This window comes from Macrococcus equipercicus (assembly GCF_024205945.1).
In the GTDB taxonomy this organism is placed as follows: domain Bacteria; phylum Bacillota; class Bacilli; order Staphylococcales; family Staphylococcaceae; genus Macrococcus; species Macrococcus equipercicus.
In genome coordinates this window covers 1,994,228-2,012,313 of record NZ_CP073809.1, presented here as the reverse complement: position 1 = coordinate 2,012,313, position 18,086 = coordinate 1,994,228, and the positions used below count along the sequence as shown (strand labels likewise).

General features: G+C 40.2%; 17 protein-coding genes. 8 read left to right on the top strand and 9 right to left on the bottom strand.

What is annotated here, in order from left to right; all coding sequences use genetic code 11:
* Positions 1-22: 22 nt before the first annotated feature.
* The 4 genes from rpsL (at position 23) to tuf (ending at position 4,482) form a co-directional block, all read left to right on the top strand.
* Positions 23-442 (top strand): 30S ribosomal protein S12, encoded by a 420-nt coding sequence (gene rpsL / locus KFV11_RS10750; RefSeq protein ID WP_149459286.1) that lies wholly within the window; start codon positions 23-25, stop codon positions 440-442.
* Between the two features lie 79 nt (positions 443-521).
* Positions 522-992 carry a 30S ribosomal protein S7 gene (gene rpsG, locus KFV11_RS10745; protein WP_133443661.1) on the top strand — a complete coding sequence of 157 codons (471 nt, stop codon included), beginning with the start codon at positions 522-524 and terminating at the stop codon, positions 990-992.
* Between the two features lie 93 nt (positions 993-1,085).
* Positions 1,086-3,167: an elongation factor G gene (gene fusA, locus KFV11_RS10740; RefSeq protein WP_254249927.1), complete on the top strand. Its 2,082-nt coding sequence runs from the start codon at positions 1,086-1,088 to the stop codon at positions 3,165-3,167.
* Positions 3,168-3,294: 127 nt separating this feature from the next.
* A complete protein-coding gene (gene tuf, locus KFV11_RS10735; RefSeq protein ID WP_149459284.1) occupies positions 3,295-4,482 on the top strand; it encodes an elongation factor Tu in 1,188 nt (395 codons plus the stop codon).
* 69 nt (positions 4,483-4,551) lie between these two features.
* Here tuf and KFV11_RS10730 read toward each other — a convergent pair whose 3' ends face one another.
* From KFV11_RS10730 to KFV11_RS10720, 3 genes are read right to left on the bottom strand one after another with little or no spacing between them, the layout of a single operon-like run.
* The gene (locus tag KFV11_RS10730) at positions 4,552-5,727 is read right to left on the bottom strand and encodes a M20 metallopeptidase family protein (protein ID WP_149459283.1); all 1,176 of its coding nucleotides are present in this window, start codon (positions 5,725-5,727) and stop codon (positions 4,552-4,554) included.
* Positions 5,727-6,899 carry an amidohydrolase gene (locus KFV11_RS10725; RefSeq protein WP_170234576.1) on the bottom strand — a complete coding sequence of 391 codons (1,173 nt, stop codon included), beginning with the start codon at positions 6,897-6,899 and terminating at the stop codon, positions 5,727-5,729. Before KFV11_RS10725 ends, KFV11_RS10730 begins: the two co-directional genes overlap by 1 nt.
* Positions 6,889-8,058 carry an amidohydrolase gene (locus tag KFV11_RS10720; RefSeq protein ID WP_254249926.1) on the bottom strand — a complete coding sequence of 390 codons (1,170 nt, stop codon included), beginning with the start codon at positions 8,056-8,058 and terminating at the stop codon, positions 6,889-6,891. Before KFV11_RS10720 ends, KFV11_RS10725 begins: the two co-directional genes overlap by 11 nt.
* Before the next feature lie 109 nt (positions 8,059-8,167).
* Between KFV11_RS10720 and KFV11_RS10715 the strand changes: the two genes are divergently transcribed.
* Both KFV11_RS10715 and KFV11_RS10710 read left to right on the top strand, forming a co-directional pair.
* Entirely contained in the window at positions 8,168-9,358 is a 1,191-nt protein-coding gene (locus KFV11_RS10715) for a glycine C-acetyltransferase (RefSeq protein WP_254249925.1), read from the top strand.
* Between the two features lie 129 nt (positions 9,359-9,487).
* A complete protein-coding gene (locus KFV11_RS10710) occupies positions 9,488-10,432 on the top strand; it encodes an L-threonine 3-dehydrogenase (protein WP_254249924.1) in 945 nt (314 codons plus the stop codon).
* 123 nt (positions 10,433-10,555) lie between these two features.
* Here the strand turns inward: KFV11_RS10710 and KFV11_RS10705 are convergent, their stop codons facing one another.
* From KFV11_RS10705 to KFV11_RS10695, 3 genes are all read right to left on the bottom strand, one after another.
* On the bottom strand, positions 10,556-11,074 hold the full coding sequence (locus KFV11_RS10705) for a YfiT family bacillithiol transferase (RefSeq protein WP_149459278.1): 519 nt from the start codon (positions 11,072-11,074) through the stop codon (positions 10,556-10,558).
* A 166-nt stretch (positions 11,075-11,240) separates the two neighbouring features.
* A complete protein-coding gene (locus KFV11_RS10700; protein ID WP_254249923.1) occupies positions 11,241-11,711 on the bottom strand; it encodes a DinB family protein in 471 nt (156 codons plus the stop codon).
* 57 nt (positions 11,712-11,768) lie between these two features.
* Positions 11,769-12,593, bottom strand: coding sequence for a PhzF family phenazine biosynthesis protein (locus KFV11_RS10695; RefSeq protein WP_149459276.1), 825 nt, complete (start codon positions 12,591-12,593; stop codon positions 11,769-11,771).
* A gap of 605 nt (positions 12,594-13,198) precedes the next feature.
* On the opposite strand from KFV11_RS10695, the gene KFV11_RS10690 reads away from it, so the two are divergent.
* Positions 13,199-14,374, top strand: a complete 1,176-nt coding sequence (locus KFV11_RS10690; RefSeq protein WP_149459275.1) for an MFS transporter — start codon at positions 13,199-13,201, stop codon at positions 14,372-14,374.
* 150 nt (positions 14,375-14,524) lie between these two features.
* Here the strand turns inward: KFV11_RS10690 and KFV11_RS10685 are convergent, their stop codons facing one another.
* The 3 genes from KFV11_RS10685 to KFV11_RS10675 all read right to left on the bottom strand — a co-directional run bounded on the left by KFV11_RS10685 (position 14,525) and on the right by KFV11_RS10675 (position 16,785).
* The gene (locus KFV11_RS10685; RefSeq protein ID WP_254249922.1) at positions 14,525-15,085 is read right to left on the bottom strand and encodes an LOG family protein; all 561 of its coding nucleotides are present in this window, start codon (positions 15,083-15,085) and stop codon (positions 14,525-14,527) included.
* Between the two features lie 2 nt (positions 15,086-15,087).
* Positions 15,088-15,477 carry an NUDIX hydrolase gene (locus KFV11_RS10680; RefSeq protein ID WP_149459273.1) on the bottom strand — a complete coding sequence of 130 codons (390 nt, stop codon included), beginning with the start codon at positions 15,475-15,477 and terminating at the stop codon, positions 15,088-15,090.
* Positions 15,478-15,663: 186 nt separating this feature from the next.
* Positions 15,664-16,785: an IS4 family transposase gene (locus tag KFV11_RS10675; protein ID WP_254249921.1), complete on the bottom strand. Its 1,122-nt coding sequence runs from the start codon at positions 16,783-16,785 to the stop codon at positions 15,664-15,666.
* Positions 16,786-17,026: 241 nt separating this feature from the next.
* On the opposite strand from KFV11_RS10675, the gene KFV11_RS10670 reads away from it, so the two are divergent.
* Positions 17,027-17,986, top strand: coding sequence for an IS30 family transposase (locus tag KFV11_RS10670; protein WP_149459272.1), 960 nt, complete (start codon positions 17,027-17,029; stop codon positions 17,984-17,986).
* The last annotated feature ends 100 nt before the right edge of the window (positions 17,987-18,086 follow it).

The window sequence follows — 18,086 nt, the reverse complement described above, 5'->3', positions numbered from 1 at the left end:
ACCAGAGAGGAGGACAATTAAAATGCCTACTATTAACCAATTAGTTAAGAAGCCTCGTACTTCTAAAATTAAAAAATCAACTGCACCTGCATTGAACAAAGGTTACAACAGTCATAAGAAAAAAGCTACAGATGTTGCATCTCCACAAAAACGTGGTGTTTGTACTCGTGTAGGTACTATGACTCCTAAAAAACCTAACTCAGCGTTACGTAAATATGCACGTGTACGTTTATCAAATAATATCGAAGTTAATGCTTACATTCCTGGTATCGGCCACAACTTACAAGAACACAGTGTTGTACTTATTCGTGGTGGACGTGTAAAAGATTTACCAGGGGTACGTTACCATATCGTTCGTGGTGCGTTAGATACTTCAGGTGTTGACGGTCGTATGCAAAGCCGTTCATTATACGGTGCAAAACGCCCTAAAGCTAAAAAATAATATTTCATTTCTGTAAATATTACTGTCCCGCTAGACACTAAAACAGCAAACAAATATACTGTGGAAGGAGGATATACTCATGCCTCGTAAAGGACCTGTTGCAAAAAGAGACGTATTACCGGATCCAATTCATAATTCAAAATTGGTTACTAAATTAATCAACAAAATTATGATTGATGGTAAACGTGGTACTGCTCAAAAAATTCTTTATTCAGCTTTCGACTTAGTTCAAGAGCGTTCAGGCCGTGATGCGATGGAAGTCTTCGAAGAAGCTATCAACAACATCATGCCTGTATTAGAAGTTAAAGCTCGTCGTGTCGGTGGTTCTAACTACCAAGTACCTGTAGAAGTACGCGCTGAGCGTCGTACAACTTTAGGATTACGCTGGTTAGTTAACTACTCACGTCTTCGTGGTGAAAAAACTATGGAAGAGCGTTTAGCTAATGAAATCCTTGATGCTGCTAACAACACTGGTGGTGCTGTTAAAAAGCGTGAAGATACACACAAAATGGCGGAAGCAAATAAAGCATTTGCTCACTACCGCTGGTAAGATGAAAGTTGACCATAGGCATCTGCAATTTATTGCTGTACCTATGGTATCTTTCTAAATATAAACCATTTCCTGGAAGGAGAAAGAATACCCATGACAAGAGAATTCTCTTTGAAGAACACTCGTAATATCGGTATCATGGCCCACATCGATGCTGGTAAAACGACGACTACTGAACGTATTCTTTATTATACTGGCCGTATCCACAAGATCGGTGAAACGCACGAAGGTGCTTCACAGATGGACTGGATGGAGCAAGAACAAGAACGTGGTATCACGATCACTTCTGCTGCGACAACAGCACAGTGGCATGGTCACCGTATCAACATCATCGATACACCAGGACACGTAGACTTCACAGTTGAAGTTGAACGTTCACTGCGTGTACTTGATGGTGCTGTTACTGTACTTGATGCACAATCAGGTGTAGAACCACAAACAGAAACTGTATGGCGTCAGGCGACAACATACGGTGTACCGCGTATCGTATTCATCAACAAGATGGATAAAACTGGTGCGGACTTTGACTATTCTGTAGGAACTTTACACGACAGATTACAAGCGAATGCTCATCCTATTCAAATGCCTATCGGTGCTGAAGACGAATTCAACGCAATCGTTGATTTAGTTGAAATGAAACTTCACACTTATACAAATGACTTAGGAACTGACATCGAAGTAACTGACGTGCCTGAAGAATTTTTAGAAGATGCACAGGCGAAACGTGAAGCGTTAATCGAAGCAGTTGCAGACTTTAACGAAGAATTAATGGAAAAATACCTTGGTGGAGAAGAGATCAGTGCTGAAGAACTGAAAGCTGCTATCCGTCAGGCGACTTGTGACGTTGAATTCTTCCCGGTTTTAGCAGGTACTGCCTTCAAAAACAAAGGTGTTCAATTAATGCTTGATGCAGCAATTGACTACTTACCATCACCACTCGATGTTAAACCAATCGTTGGTCATGCGGCTGATGATGAAGACGAAGCAATCGTAGCTAAACCTGATGACTCTGCGCCATTCGCAGCACTCGCGTTCAAAGTTATGACTGACCCATTCGTTGGTAAGTTAACATTCTTCCGTGTATACTCTGGTACATTGAACTCTGGTTCTTATGTACAGAATGCAACGAAAGGTAAACGTGAACGTGTCGGACGTATCCTGCAGATGCACGCTAACTCACGTGAAGAGATCTCGACAGTATATGCTGGAGATATCGCAGCAGCAGTAGGACTTAAAGATACGACAACAGGTGACACACTGTGTGATGAAAAAGTTCAAGTTATCCTTGAATCTATGGAATTCCCAGAGCCAGTTATCCACTTGTCAGTAGAACCTAAGTCTAAAGCTGACCAGGACAAAATGACTAACGCTCTTGTTAAATTGCAGGAGGAAGACCCAACATTCCACGCGCATACTGATCCTGAAACAGGACAAGTTATCATCGGTGGTATGGGTGAGCTTCACTTAGACATTTTAGTTGACCGTATGAAACGTGAATTTAAAGTTGAATGTACAGTTGGGGCGCCAATGGTATCTTATCGTGAAACGTTCAAAACAGCTGCACGCGTTCAAGGTAAATTCTCTCGTCAATCAGGTGGTCGTGGTCAGTACGGTGACGTTCACATTGAGTTCGAACCGAACGAAGTGGGAGCAGGTTTCGAATTCGAAAATGCTATCGTCGGTGGTGTAGTTCCTCGTGAATACATTCCTTCCGTCGAAGCTGGTCTTAAAGATTCAATGGAAAACGGTGTATTAGCCGGCTACCCATTAATCGATGTTAAAGCACGTTTAGTAGACGGTTCTTACCATGATGTCGATTCATCTGAGATGGCCTTCAAAGTGGCAGCATCTTTAGCGCTTAAAGAAGCAGCTAAAAAATGTGACCCAATCATCCTTGAACCAGTCATGAAAGTAGAAATCGTTATGCCTGAAGAGTACATGGGCGATATTATGGGCGACGTAACAAGCCGTCGTGGCCGTGTAGAAGGTATGGAAGCGCGTGGTAACGCTCAAGTCGTTCGTGCGTTCGTGCCACTTGCAGAAATGTTTGGTTACGCTACAAACTTACGTTCTAACACACAAGGTCGCGGTACTTACTCAATGGTATTCGATCACTACGAAGAAGTTCCAAAATCAATTTCTGAAGAAATCATCAAGAAAAATAAAGGTCAATAATCCCTTTAATCAACTCTGATTGATTTTTCCAATGAAATGCTTTATAACAGAGTTATAGCGTTACCTCATGAGGGTGAGAATCCCTCATGAGATATAATATACTTATATTCTAAGGAGAGATTTCAAAATGGCTAAAGAAAAATTCGACCGCTCGAAAACTCATGCCAATATCGGCACAATTGGTCACGTTGACCATGGTAAAACAACTTTAACAGCTGCTATCGCAACTGTATTAGCAAAAAAATTAGGTGGGGAAGCGCGTTCATACGATCAAATCGATAACGCTCCTGAAGAAAAAGAACGTGGTATCACGATCAATACTTCACACATCGAGTACGAAACTGAAAAACGCCACTACGCACACGTAGACTGCCCAGGACACGCTGACTATGTTAAAAACATGATCACTGGTGCTGCGCAAATGGACGGCGGTATCTTAGTAGTTTCTGCTGCTGATGGCCCAATGCCACAAACTCGTGAGCACATCCTGTTATCACGTAACGTTGGTGTACCTGCATTAGTAGTATTCTTAAACAAAGTTGACATGGTTGACGATGAAGAATTATTAGAATTAGTAGAAATGGAAGTTCGTGACTTATTATCTGAATATGACTTCCCAGGCGACGATGTACCTGTAATCTCAGGTTCAGCATTACGCGCATTAGAAGGCGACGAAGCATACGAAGAAAAAATCATGGAACTGATGAACGCAGTTGATGAGTACATCCCAACTCCAGAACGTGACTCTGACAAACCATTCATGATGCCAGTTGAGGACGTATTCTCAATCACTGGTCGTGGTACAGTAGCTACAGGACGTGTTGAACGTGGACAAGTTAAAGTCGGTGAAGAAATTGAAATCATCGGTTTAACTGAAGAACCATCTAAAACAACTGTAACTGGTGTTGAAATGTTCCGTAAATTATTAGATTACGCTGAAGCTGGCGACAACATCGGTGCTTTACTTCGTGGTGTATCACGTGACGATGTTCAACGTGGTCAAGTATTAGCTAAACCAGGAACAATCACTCCACATACTAAATTCAAAGCTGAAGTTTACGTATTATCAAAAGAAGAGGGTGGACGTCATACGCCATTCTTCTCAAACTACCGTCCACAGTTCTACTTCCGTACAACTGACGTAACTGGCGTAGTTAACTTACCAGAAGGTACTGAAATGGTAATGCCTGGCGATAACATCGAAATGGACGTTGAATTAATCTCACCAATCGCGATCGAAGACGGTACTCGTTTCTCTATCCGTGAAGGTGGACGTACAGTTGGATCAGGTGTTGTATCTGTAATCGAAAAATAATTCACAGTTGTGAATCAAAAAATCCGAAGAGGACGCTCTTCGGATTTTTTTGTTATTTTAAGTGACTTATTATTTAGTCAGCTGGTCCATATTCTCTGCGATTTTCAGGAACACACGGACACCGTTCAGCAGGCCATTTTCATCCAGATCGAATTTGGGATGGTGATGTGAGTAGTGCGCACCGATCGCTTCATTCATAACGCCGGTATAAAAGTAAGTGCCGGGGCGCTCTGCAAGGAAATAGCTGAAGTCTTCACCGCCGAGCGACGGTGCCTGCTGGATGACTTCATCGACTTCTGTAATACTTTCTGTCAATGCTTTCACCCATGCGGTTTCTTTCTCCGGGTTGAAGAGTGCCGGATAACCATCTGTATAGTCGAGTGTGATAGAGACGTTAGAGCCGATTTCAACAGCATGAATCAGTTCAGCCATGCGCTGTTTAATGAGTGTTTTCACTTCCCGCGTATAAGTCCGCACGGTCCCTGACAAGTAGGCGGAATCCGCAATGACGTTGAAGGCAGTACCGGCCTTGAACTCGCCGATGGTGACAACAGCTGTATCCATCGGGTTCACCGACCGGGAGATGATCGTCTGGAACTGAGTGATCAAGCTGCTCGCTGCGATGATTGCATCGTTTGTTTCATGGGGCGCCGCACCGTGTCCGCCTTTGCCTTGTATATGTAGTTTGAAAGCATCGGCATTTGCGTAGGCAGGACCTGGACAGAAGCCGACTGTGCCGGTCGGGATGTAGCTCGCTGTATGCGTGCCGAAGACATAGTCGACACCGTCAAGCGCGCCTGCTTTAATCATGGACTGAGCACCGCCCGGCAGCACTTCTTCTGCATGCTGATGAATGAGGACGATGTTGCCTGCAAGTTCTGCCTCGTGCTGCTTTAAAATGCGGGCAGTGATCAGCAGCATAGCTGTATGGCCGTCATGACCGCACGCGTGCATGACACCGGGCATTGTTGATCTGTACGGCACATCTTTCTCATCATCTATCGGCAGCGCATCAAAGTCAGCGCGGAACGCAACAGTCGGGCCGGGTCTTCCGCCTTTAATATAACCGAGCAGCCCATTGCCGCCGACGTCACGTGTCACCGGAATATTAAGTGCTGCTAAATAATCAGCGATATAATTCTTCGTGTTTTCTTCCTGAAATGACAGTTCAGGATGCTGATGGAGAAAACGGCGGATCTTAATCAGTTCGTCTTGATGTTGTGCGACTTCAGTTAACCAGCTCATCATTTGCCTCCTTCAAAGAAATCTTCTGCTGCCTGCAGGAATATTTTCACTGCATTCAGCATTCCTTTTTCGTCGATATCGAATTTCGGGTGGTGGTGCGGGAAATCTGCCTTGAAGTTCTCATTTCTTGTGCCGGTGTAAAAGAAAGCGCCGGGTACGCGTTGTAAGTAGTACGAGAAGTCTTCGCCGCCAAGTGCAGGTTCAATCTCTACGACTGATTCAACGCTGTCGATTTTGCGTGCTGCATTGACGATCAGGTCCGTTTCTTCTTTTGTGTTGACGACCGGCGGATAGCCTTTCAAATATTTCAGGTCATAAGTGATACCTGTTGTCGTTACAAGCCCTTCGAGACATTTCTTCAGCTCATCGTACATATGCTGCTGTGTTGCCGGGTCAAACGTCCGGATAGTGCCTGAGATCTTCGCTGTATCCGGGATGACGTTCGTCTGTTCGCCCGCCTGGAACGTTGTGATGGACAGTACAGCGGGTGTCGTCGGGTTCGTCTTTCTGGAGACGATGTACTGCAGGTCATTACAGAGCCGTATGCCTGCTGCCACTGGGTCTACCGTCGTATCAGGATGGGCGGCATGTCCGCCTTTTCCTTGCAGCGTAATCCAGAAGTCATCCGGGATCCCGGTCACTGTACCGTAACGGTAGCCGACCGTACCGACTGGGATGCTGCTTGAGACGTGCTGGCCGATAATCGCATCAACACCGCGGAGACAGTTATCTGCGACCATCTGCAGCGCACCGCCCGGGTCCACTTCTTCAGCATGCTGATGGATGAAGACGACGTTACCTTTCAGCTGGTCGCGGTGCTCGCTTAAAATCTTCGCTGTGATCAATAACACGGCTGTATGCGCATCATGTCCGCACGCATGCATCACGCCGGGAACCGTCGATTGATAAGGAACTTCTTTTTCGTCCTGGATAGGCAGGGCATCGAAGTCTGCACGGATGGCAAGCGTCGGCAGTTCTGGATCATTGATTATCCGGCCGACAACACCGCGTCCACCGACTCCGGTCTCTACTTCTATGCCGAGGGCCGTCAAATAGTCAGCGATATACTGAGGTGTTTTCTCCTCATGAAAGCTCAGTTCCGGATACATATGGAAATGGCGTCTGAGATCGATCAGTTCTTCGTACAAATTATCTGCATATTCATTGAGCATGGATGACACCTTCTTCTTCTAAAATAGCGAGAAACATGGTGAGTGCCCCGCTCATTGCATCTTCATCAAGGTCAAACAGCGGGTGATGATGCGGTGCCGTCGTCTTCTCTTCATTGCCTGAGCCTGTCAGAAAGAATGCGCCGGGCTTCTCAAGAAGGTAGTAGGAGAAGTCCTCGCCGATCATCATCGGCGGTGCATCATCGAAGTCGAGGCCGGCACGTGCAGCTGCCCGCTTAATGACCTCGTAGCCCGCTTCGTGATTGACGACTGGCGGATAGCCTGTGACATAGTTCAACTCGTAAGTGATGCCTTTTGAGACGGCGAGCCCTTTTAATTCGTTTTCCAGTGCCGTGCGGATTGTCTGCTGCACATCCGCATTAAACGTGCGGACTGTTCCTGAGCAGGAAGCGCGGTCGCTGATGACATTGAACGTGTTACCGGCTGTCACTTTGCCGATAGTTAATACAGCATTGTCAATCGGATTGACGTTACGTGCGACAATCGTCTGGATGTTCATGATGAACTCTGCCATAACGACAACTGCATCTATCGTCGTATGCGGCTTCGCACCGTGTCCGCCGCGGCCGTAGATCGTGATATTAAACATATCAGGACTTGCCATTAACGGACCGGCTGCTGAGTGGATAGTGTTAGTCTCAAACTGACTCCAGAAATGGTTGCCGTAGACCGCATCTACACCATCAAGGGCGCCGTCATCGACCATCGGGCGTGCACCGCCCGGCGCCAGTTCCTCGGCAAATTGAAAGAGCAGCACGACACTGCCGGACAGTTCTGATTGATGCGCTGACAGAATGGTTGCCAGGCTCAGCAGTGTTGATGTGTGACCATCATGACCGCATGCATGCATGACGTTCTTAACGGTCGACTGATAAGGCACCTCTTTCTCATCCTGAATCGGCAGTGCGTCGAAATCTGCGCGAAATGCGATGGTCGGTCCTGTGCCGCCGGTAATTTTAGCGACGATGCCGTGACCGCCGACTTGTTCGCGAAGCTCCAGGTTAGGTAGTGACGTTAAATGACGTCGTATGTACTGATATGTTTCTGTCTCATGGAAAGATAATTCGGGGTGCATATGTAAATATCTTCTTTGTGCAATCAGTGGATGCTGTTCTGCTGCTACGACTTCTGCTTTGTTCATATTATCCCTCCATTATGTCTATATTAGTCGATTTTATCAGACATTTCAGTATAATTAAATAGTATGAACTTTATGTTATGATAGAGGAAAAGGGAGAAGGAGACTGATTATGTCTAACGTGTTAAATGAATTTCTGACAACTAACTTAACTGAGCTGAAGGAAAACGGCCTATATAATGAGATCAACGTCGTGCAGGGGGCAAACGGGGCGAAGATTACGATCGACGGCAAAGAGCTGATCAATTTATCTTCCAACAACTATTTAGGACTTGCGACAAACGAGCGCCTGAAAACTGTTGCGAAGCAGGCGATTGACTCTCACGGTGTCGGTGCAGGGGCTGTCCGTACAATCAACGGTACACTCGACCTTCACATTGAACTGGAGGAAGCGCTGGCGAAGTTCAAAGGAACAGAAGCGGCGATTGCTTATCAATCAGGTTTCAATTGTAATATGGCTGCGATCAGTGCAGTCATGAACAAAAATGACGCGATTTTGTCTGATGAACTGAACCATGCTTCTATCATCGACGGCTGTCGTCTGTCTAAAGCGAAGATCATCCGCGTCAACCATTCAGATATGGCTGACCTGCGCGCGAAAGCAAAAGCAGCGGTTGAATCCGGTCTTTATAACAAAGTGATGTACATTACTGACGGCGTCTTCTCAATGGACGGCGACGTCGCAAAGCTTCCTGAAATCGTTGAAATCGCCCAGGAGTTCGACCTCATCATTTATGTGGATGATGCGCATGGAAGCGGTGTAATGGGGAAAGGGGCAGGCACGGTGAAACATTTCGGTCTGCAGGATAAGATTGACTTCCAGATTGGTACGCTGTCTAAAGCAATCGGTGTTGTCGGTGGTTACGTCGCAGGTACGAAAGACTTGATCGACTGGCTGAAAGTGGCATCACGTCCATTCTTATTCTCAACATCTCTTGCTCCTGGTGATACGAAAGCGATCACTGAAGCACTGAGCATTTTGACGGAATCGACAGAACTTCACGATAAGTTATGGGAGAACGGCGACTACTTGAAACAAGGCTTAAAAGAGCTCGGCTTCGATATCGGTCATTCTGAAACACCGATTACACCATGTATTATCGGCGACGAGAAAACGACGCAGCAGTTCTCAAAACGTCTGATGGAAGAAGGCGTCTATGCGAAATCTATCGTCTTCCCGACCGTACCGAAAGGCACAGGACGTGTCAGAAACATGCCGACAGCAGCACATACGACAGACATGCTGGACGAGGCACTGGCAGCTTACGCCAAAGTTGGCCGTGAACTGAATATCATTAAATAACAGCCACCGCATCATTGATGCGGTGTTTTCTTATGGTGTACAAATGATAATGAAAGCGGTAAAATAATAGTGAAAATAATGATTATGTACACTGTCTATGGACAGCTGTCGTTATAAGGAGTATGACTGATGAAAAGAATTATGATTACCGGTGCTTTAGGTCAGATCGGTACAGAACTGACTGTTAAACTACGTGAAATTTATGGTACAGACAACGTACTGGCGACAGATTTACGTCGCCCGGAAGAAGATAGCATTATACTTGCAGGGCCGTTTGAAGAGCTTGACGTGATGGACGCCGAGACAATGGAGCGCATCGCTGCAGACTTCAAGCCGGACACAATGATGCACATGGCGGCGCTGCTCAGTGCGACTGCTGAGAAGAACCCGGTGTTTGCCTGGAACTTGAACATGGGCGGCTTATTGAATGCCCTTGAGATAGCACGTAAACACGACATGCAGTTCTTTACGCCGAGCTCTATCGGTGCCTTTGGTCCAACAACACCAAAAGACAATACACCGCAGCTGACAATCCAGCGTCCGACAACGATGTACGGCGTCAATAAAGTGGCAGGTGAGCTGCTCTGTGACTACTACTATCACAGCTTCGGCGTTGATACACGTTCAGTGCGCTTCCCGGGTCTAATCTCACACGTGAAAGAACCAGGCGGCGGGACGACTGACTATGCCGTTGAAATCTACTTCAAAGCAGTACGCGACGGCCGTTACGACAGCTATATCGATAAAGGGACGTTCATGGATATGATGTACATGGACGATGCTATCAACTGCATCATCGAGCTGATGGAAGCAGATGCTGACAAGTTAATCACGCGTAATGCGTTCAACGTGACAGCGATGAGTATCGATCCTGAAGCGGTCGCAGCAAGCATCCGCAAGTTCATCCCCGAGTTCGAGCTCGGCTACGATGTCGATCCGGTCCGTCAGGCGATTGCTGACAGCTGGCCGAACTCTATTGATGCAACAGAAGCGAAAGAACAATGGGGCTTCAATCCGCAGTTCGATTTAGACACAATGACTAAGACGATGCTTGACGCTATTAAAGCGAAATAACAGCAATAGAAGCCGGGACATGAGTCCCGGCTTTTTTAGTTGGCAGGCGCTGAAAACCGCGGTAAATCAATTTTAAATTCTCTAATATACATTATTAAAACATCCTTTTTTATAAATATTTATCTATTTCTCTAATTTTTCTAAAGCTATTTTAATATGTTGTAAATGATGCTCTCCATGCCATGCATAAAGACTTATCATTTGTTTTAAAGGAACTAACCCGTTTTCAGGGTGATGCATTGAACGCTCAAACTGTTCATCATTTAATGATTCTAAAACCTTTACCCATCTATTATGAATTCCAGTAATCATCATTATTGAATCATTAATATCATTTTTATTGTCACTTAGTTTAAACCATTCATTTTCCTCAAATGTAGATACACTTGGACAATTTTCCGTTAGAATTAATTTCGTTCTAATATATCCATGTAAATGACTATCAGCAATATGATGTATCAATGTTCTTACATCCCATGAGCCTTCACGATATTGTTGAGTTAATTGATTTTCATTTAAATTAACAGTAACTTGCGCAATTCTTTGAGATAAAGTCTTAATTTGATTAATCCATAGTTTAACTTGTTCTTTTTTAATATCCTTTGGTATTTCATATTTTCCTATTGGAAATTGATTTTTCATGGAATCACCTCAATAATATTTTATGAAATTAACAATCGTTATTAGCAACTGATTGTATTAAATTAATATTTTTACTTTTAAAGACTATTTGATGAAGTTTAATAATTTAATATCGTTCCATCAATATTGTTAAAATGATCTGACAAGATATATGTATTCACGATTTTTAATCCCAAATTCTCGGTCTTTCAAGTCCTGCAGTTCTCATATAATCTAATAATTGTCCTAGATGAACTGCTTCATGGAAAGTTACTCTTTCTATCATATCTCCAATTGTTCTTATATAACCTGCATCTTGAGTTCTATCAATTTTAATATTAGTAAGATTTTCTTCACTTATTTTTTTAATGAATTCTTTGTACTCATCTCTATATTTTTTTGAAACTATTATTAGTTCTTCAATGCTATTATCAATATTATCGTAAGGTGTTGGAATTTCATCAATGCTGCCACCTTTAATAAACATTTCATGGTACATGTATTCTGATTGTAATACATGTTTAATCATTTCATATATTGTTAAAGCATCTTTATCAGGCTTAAATTCATAATACTTTTTATCAATACTTTTCCAAATAATCTCACTACGTCTTCTCACTTCTGACATGTTTAAAATCAAGACATCTATACTATTCATAATACATCCCCTTTTAATTTAATTTATTGTTATATTTTATAATTCATAAGTAAATTATTATTCAATAACTGCTCTTCCTACAACAAAATTTGATTTCTCATTATTAATTACTACTATTTCACTCGGACTACCCATAGCAAACCCTTGATATACCTTTAATTCATCAAAAGATTGATTTATTACATCTCTAACATAAATCCCTAGTGCTGAAGCAGCTACACCAGTAGCTGAATCTTCAAAGTATCCTGTGTTATTAGGGAATTGTCTAGCATGATATATATTGTTTTCATCTTTTACAAAAGGATATAATCCAGTAGATCCAATTTTGTCACAGACTTCCCATAAATAATCGTAATTAGGCTTTAGTTCATTTAATTTTTCTAAATCTTTCAATTCGATAATTGTTTTAAATCTAGAAGTAGAAACGTTCTTCACAAGACTATCTGAAAGTTGATTTACAGATATATTCAAAGCATTGGCAATTTCAAGTTTATCAATATACTGGTTACTAATTTCAGGCTTACCTTGTTTTACTTTGACTTTGAAATCCGAATCGTCCCCTACAATCTCAATCTCTATAACTCCTGCCAATGTCCCTACTGAAAACTTATTTTTATCAAGAAACTTCTGTTCTTTAAGAACAGTTACACATGCTATCGTTGCATGAACGCACATTTCCATTTCTTTATTTGGAACAAAATATTTAAATTCATACTCATATGAAGAATTATTACTATTTAGAACAAATCCCACTTCTAATTTCATTTTTTGAGCTATACCTATCATATCATCGTAGGTTAATTTATCTGCCTCCAACACTACAGGGCAAGGATTACCACCTTTATTATTATATGCAAACACAGTTGTATTATAAATTTTCATATTAAAACTCCTCAGATAATTTTTATCTTATTATATGTTACATCCTCAAAATGTTATTACTTTAATTATATAGATATTTAAGTTACTTTTCTTTATTAATAATAAAAATTACCCCAACTCAGTTTATAATTAAATTGAGATATTCTAAATATTATTCATTTACGTCAGAAATGACTTTGATAAAAACTTGATAGGACTATTTTATTACCTTAAATATATTGCATATCAAAGACAAGGCGATTTCAAAGCACTATATAAAAACAGAATATCTAAGAGTCAATAACCTAGATAATGATTAACTTGGATTAGTCATCCCACAACTGATATAACAATTATCAACTAGGTAGAAATGAATGTAAAAATAGACAACTTACGTTACAAGAGAAAAGTAAAATACTAATTAATGCAAGTAAAATTTCAAAAACATATTGTACAAATTTTCTGATAATGATACATTAATAAGAAACAAAAATAAGTTTAAAGGTGATCTGATATGTAGAGATTTCTTTCTAATCAATAACAACGGACATAGACTTACAAGTCCAATAAAACTAAATAAAGAATTGTATTTGTACGTCTATGATCCTCTATATTAGGAGGGAATCATGAAAAGATATACAAATAACTTTAAATATTTATACTTTAGCCAGCTTTTCGCTAATACAAGTGATAATTTATACATCATTGCGCTCATTGCCTATTTATACGCAATGACAAATTCAGTTCAAACCAGTGCACTAATACCAATCTTCATTACATCAGCTTATTTTTTAAGTGGATTTATTGCACCTTACGTATACTCAAGATTTCAAAAGCAATATATTTTAGTTTTTAATCAAACGACGAAATGTTGTTTATTAATCACTCTTCTTTTGACAATGCGTTTTGAAATTCAAATGGTTTATATATTAGGTTTAGCTTTTCTCATTGCTTTTTTAGATGGATTTACAAATCCATTAAGCAATACGTTGATCCCCTATTTCGAGAAAAAAGAAAATATTCTTGGAGCAAACACAAAAATCAGTAGTATGAATAATATAGTTCAAATATCAGCTTGGGCACTAGGAAGTATACTATTAACTCTTCTTCATAGCGAAGGATTAATCATTACGTGTATAATATTTTCTATTATTTCAGTCATTTTTATTATGAAAATAAATTTTAGTATTAATACTGTAGAAAAAGAAATAGCAGGCTCAAAGAGTTTCAAAGAAGTCATACAAAGCAATGGTAATTCTAGCTACAGTAAATATTTAAACTGGAATACATTCTTAGCATCATTCGGCCATTCAGTTTGGATTGCAGCAATAATGATTGCTTTTGTAAAAGATTATTTAAATGCACCATCATTCTGGTTTGGAATTATCAATGCTACGTTCTTTATAGGTCTGCTTTTTGGAACAAAAATAATTCGTAAAACTACATCCTATAAAATTTTACACATATACTTTATTGGATATCTGGTGCTATCAATCATTACATTGTTATTTGGTATTAATCGTTTCCTCTTCTTTGCCGTACTTCTATCATGGCTTTATGGTGTTATTGAACAAATATTATCAATTACACTCCATACTGAAATACAAAAACAATTAAACCACGAACTGCTGATTGATACTTACACACTAAATCAGACGATATATAGTTTGGGATTCTGTATATCAACATTTGCTATGTCATCAATTGGAGACCACTCCAACTTGACGGTAGTATTTATTATTGCGTCATTAAGTTATTTATCAATATGTCTGCTCACTTATCGATTTAGAAAAATATTTTAAAGTTTAAAAACACGCTTCATTTTGAAAATTACTCAAATTGAAGCGTGTTTCTATTTCATTAAAGTTAAAATTTTCCTCTTTTTATGATGTGGTATCGTTTGATTATGTTTGCATCATTCATCAAAAGGATGATCAGCTTTTTTGATATCTTCAATATCTTCTAATCTCTACAGGCTTATATTCTCTAATAACTTTTTCTAGATTCTCAATTGAATCAGGAAATGCGATATTATTTCTATCACTCTCTGTTAGGAAGCCCTTATTTACCATCTCATCAAAGAACGATGCTAGTAAATCATAATATCCACTTTTATTATAAAGAATACACGGGCGATCATTTTGTCCAATCCTAGACCATGATATAACTTCAGAAATTTCTTCTAGTGTTCCAGGTCCACCCGGCAATGCCACACATACATCACCTATTGATAGTATTTTATTTTTTCTTTCTGACATATTTTCCACGATGATTAATTCACTTAATCCCGGATGTGAAATCTCTCTAGCAGCTAAGAACTTAGGCATTACACCAATCACTTCTCCACCATTTTCTAAGACCGTGTTAGCGATAGTACCCATTAAGCCAACATTTCCACCCCCATAAATAAGAGAATGATTATTATCTACAATCCATTTTCCTAGTTCAACAGCATTATCATTAAATTGAGCTTCATTGCCTTTGCTTGCTCCACAGTAAACTATAATATTCAAAATTATTCTCCTTTTTCACGTAATTTTTCGATTAATATATTAACGGCCGGTGCAATTAATTCACTTTTATTCATTTCAATATATTCTACAGCCGTTATTTCATTTGATTTTTGATACTCTTTAATACCATCATACATATAGCATCTTAATTCTACTTGATTTTCTATGTCTGGATAGGCAGGGCCAATAATAGTATCGTAATATGTTAACCTTACAGGATCTAATTCTACCGACAGTTCTTCCTGTATCTCACGCACTAAAGATTCTTTATCATCTTCTCCTGCCTCTATCTTACCACCTGGAAGATAATATTTTTCATTATCTCTTACCTTTACAAGCAGTATTTTATCACCTTTAATATCTACTAAATTTGAACATATATACTTAATCAATCCAATCGCCCCTAAAAATAATTTCTTATTTATTCGCACTAGTGTTGCATAAATAAATACAGAATTTTCTGAACTTGTATTTTCTACGAAAATTTAAAAATTGAAAACGCCTAAACAGAGGTAGCGATCATCCATTTTTTTACTGATGTAATTACGTAATAACTAAGCGACATTTTTTAGTAACTATCAGGGGATAGGCCCCCTGATTCTACGAATCAAATGGTGTCCCTTGCTCCATACAGAGGCTTTAAGTAACCTGGTGATCTGCAGAATACTCTTTCTACTATTATTCTTCAACTTAATCAGCATATTCAAACAGTAGACAATCAAAGCGATATAAACCTGATTGGAGACAGCTGTCTCCGAACAGCCGTAAAATGTTTTGACGTTCAGATGCTGCTTGATCCATTTAAAGAACAGTTCAATCGCCCAGCGTGATTTGTAGATTTCGCCAATCTCCTCCGGAGATAAGTCAAATCTATTGGTCACTAAGACAAGGTTCTTACCCTTGTCATCCTGAACAGTCACACGGCGAAAGTAATGCTCTGTCCTGTTAGTCGTTGTTCCAAGAACCACCATCTCATCTGAAATGACGCTGCTCTGTTCGCCGGCACCAAAATCGTGAATGACTCTACGAACCGCATTACTCCGTAATCTGGATACAAAGAAGTAGCCTTCATCAGTCATTTCATCAAATCTGTTGTACTGTACATATCCACGATCAAAAACGTACATACATTCCTTGTCATCCACTAAAAGCTCAAGATGATTCTGATCATTCTCACAGGCATTGGTAAGGTAAAAATCATTTGGATATGAATCATGATCGTCCATGTGAACCAACCGTAAGTGCAGCTTGACACCTGACTTTGTTTTTCTGAATTTTGCCCAGCGACAGTGATGAAGGTTCAGAGGCAGTGTACTTGAGTCAATGATCTTCAATGGTGTAGTGATCTTTCTCTTCTGATTAAAATGCGTCTCCCTCTGGATCTGGTCTAATAGCTGACTGAAGATATCCTTAAAAATCTGTGTGGGAACGTCAGATAGTTTTCTACTGAGCTGAGAATAGCTGATAGAATCAAAACCTAAGGTTTTCTGAAGTTTCTCTGAAAAAACACTGTCACTGACAGCTCGTAGACTTTCGGTCTCAAATAACTGTGAATATAACAGGAGTTTAATGAAAGCACAGGTATCTAGCTTCTTTGTATAGTAGTCTAAGTTCAGGATTTTCACTTGTTGAGAAATTTTCTTGAAATCTATCGGTGAAATCCATTGTTCAAATGATGATTTTCTAGTAAACTTATCCATGTTGAGATCCTTTGTATTGGATTTGGATGTGTATTACTACCTCCAACCATTATAAAGGACTTTTTTTGTACAGAAAATAAATTTTTAGAATATTCCATTTAAAACCGTAGGTTGAAATATTTTTATGCAACACTAGTGATTTATTCGCCGATTGTAAAATTAAGCTAGACAACTAATAAAGCCTTCTGTGCTAAACTCAATATGTATTTCCGTCCAAAGAAAACATAAGGAGTTAGCACAAATGGCCTATACACATCTTACCACGGATGAACTTGCGTTCATAGAATCATATTACCACCAGAAAATTTCGGTCAGTGAGATCTGCCGGAGAATTAAGCGTTCAAGACAGACCGTCTATAATGTAATTAATGCACTCAAATCAGGTATATCTGCACTGGAATTCTATCAGAACTATAAGAAAAGAAAATCTCTTTGCGGAAGACGTAGAATCGTCCTTCCTAAGCATCAGATCAGTTATATTCAAAAAAGGATAGCCGACGGCTGGACACCTGACACCATCATAGGCAGAAATGAAGAACCTATCAGCTGTTCTGTCAAAACTCTGTACAGAATGTTCAGGGAAGATATTCTTCCTGTTCAATCACTTCCGATGAAAGGGAAAAGAAAACCTAACGGTCATCATGAGAAAAGAGGTCGTCAGACTTTCAAACGTCACATTTCAGAAAGAACAGTTGAATTTCCCGACTTTGATAAAGAGTTCGGTCATCTTGAAGGCGATACGATTGTTGGTCGTCGTCATGGTAGCGCAGTCATCACCCTTGTTGAACGCGTTTCTAAGATGATCATCACCCTACGACCGGAAGGTCGCAAGGCATCCGACATTGAAAAAGCATTAAACAGTATGTTCTCGGCTTTACCTTATCGTCTCTTTAAATCCATTACATTCGACTGCGGTAAAGAGTTTTCCAGCTGGAAGTCAATCAGTAACCAACACGATATATCTATCTTTTTTGCTGATCCAGGCACACCTTCGCAGCGTGGTCTTAATGGACATTCAAATGGTATGCTTAGAAGAAACGGTCTGGACAAAGATATGGATTTCAACACAGTTACAGACGATTATATTATTCAAGTTGCACATTCCCTCAATAATCGGCCAAGAAAATCTCTTGGTTACAGGACACCATTGGAAGCATTTATGAGTTTCATCGAAGATGAGAAGTTGTCTAGCTTATTTTGACAAACGAAAGCATAAAAAAATGAACATAAATGTAATCGTTCACAATATAAAATTATTTTAAATTTTCAAAAAACTTATCGTATTGTTTTTATAGTGTGCT

Coding starts and splice junctions, on each gene's coding strand:
- rpsL (WP_149459286.1), top strand. CDS start 23: ATGCCTACTATTAACCAATTAGTTAAGAAGCCTCGTACTTCTAAAATT.
- fusA (WP_254249927.1), top strand. CDS start 1,086: ATGACAAGAGAATTCTCTTTGAAGAACACTCGTAATATCGGTATCATG.
- tuf (WP_149459284.1), top strand. CDS start 3,295: ATGGCTAAAGAAAAATTCGACCGCTCGAAAACTCATGCCAATATCGGC.
- KFV11_RS10730 (WP_149459283.1), bottom strand. CDS start 5,727: ATGAGCTGGTTAACTGAAGTCGCACAACATCAAGACGAACTGATTAAG.
- KFV11_RS10705 (WP_149459278.1), bottom strand. CDS start 11,074: ATGAAAAATCAATTTCCAATAGGAAAATATGAAATACCAAAGGATATT.
- KFV11_RS10710 (WP_254249924.1), top strand. CDS start 9,488: ATGAAAAGAATTATGATTACCGGTGCTTTAGGTCAGATCGGTACAGAA.
- KFV11_RS10700 (WP_254249923.1), bottom strand. CDS start 11,711: ATGAATAGTATAGATGTCTTGATTTTAAACATGTCAGAAGTGAGAAGA.
- KFV11_RS10725 (WP_170234576.1), bottom strand. CDS start 6,899: ATGCTCAATGAATATGCAGATAATTTGTACGAAGAACTGATCGATCTC.
- KFV11_RS10715 (WP_254249925.1), top strand. CDS start 8,168: ATGTCTAACGTGTTAAATGAATTTCTGACAACTAACTTAACTGAGCTG.
- KFV11_RS10720 (WP_254249926.1), bottom strand. CDS start 8,058: ATGAACAAAGCAGAAGTCGTAGCAGCAGAACAGCATCCACTGATTGCA.
- rpsG (WP_133443661.1), top strand. CDS start 522: ATGCCTCGTAAAGGACCTGTTGCAAAAAGAGACGTATTACCGGATCCA.
- KFV11_RS10695 (WP_149459276.1), bottom strand. CDS start 12,593: ATGAAAATTTATAATACAACTGTGTTTGCATATAATAATAAAGGTGGT.
- KFV11_RS10670 (WP_149459272.1), top strand. CDS start 17,027: ATGGCCTATACACATCTTACCACGGATGAACTTGCGTTCATAGAATCA.
- KFV11_RS10675 (WP_254249921.1), bottom strand. CDS start 16,785: ATGGATAAGTTTACTAGAAAATCATCATTTGAACAATGGATTTCACCG.
- KFV11_RS10690 (WP_149459275.1), top strand. CDS start 13,199: ATGAAAAGATATACAAATAACTTTAAATATTTATACTTTAGCCAGCTT.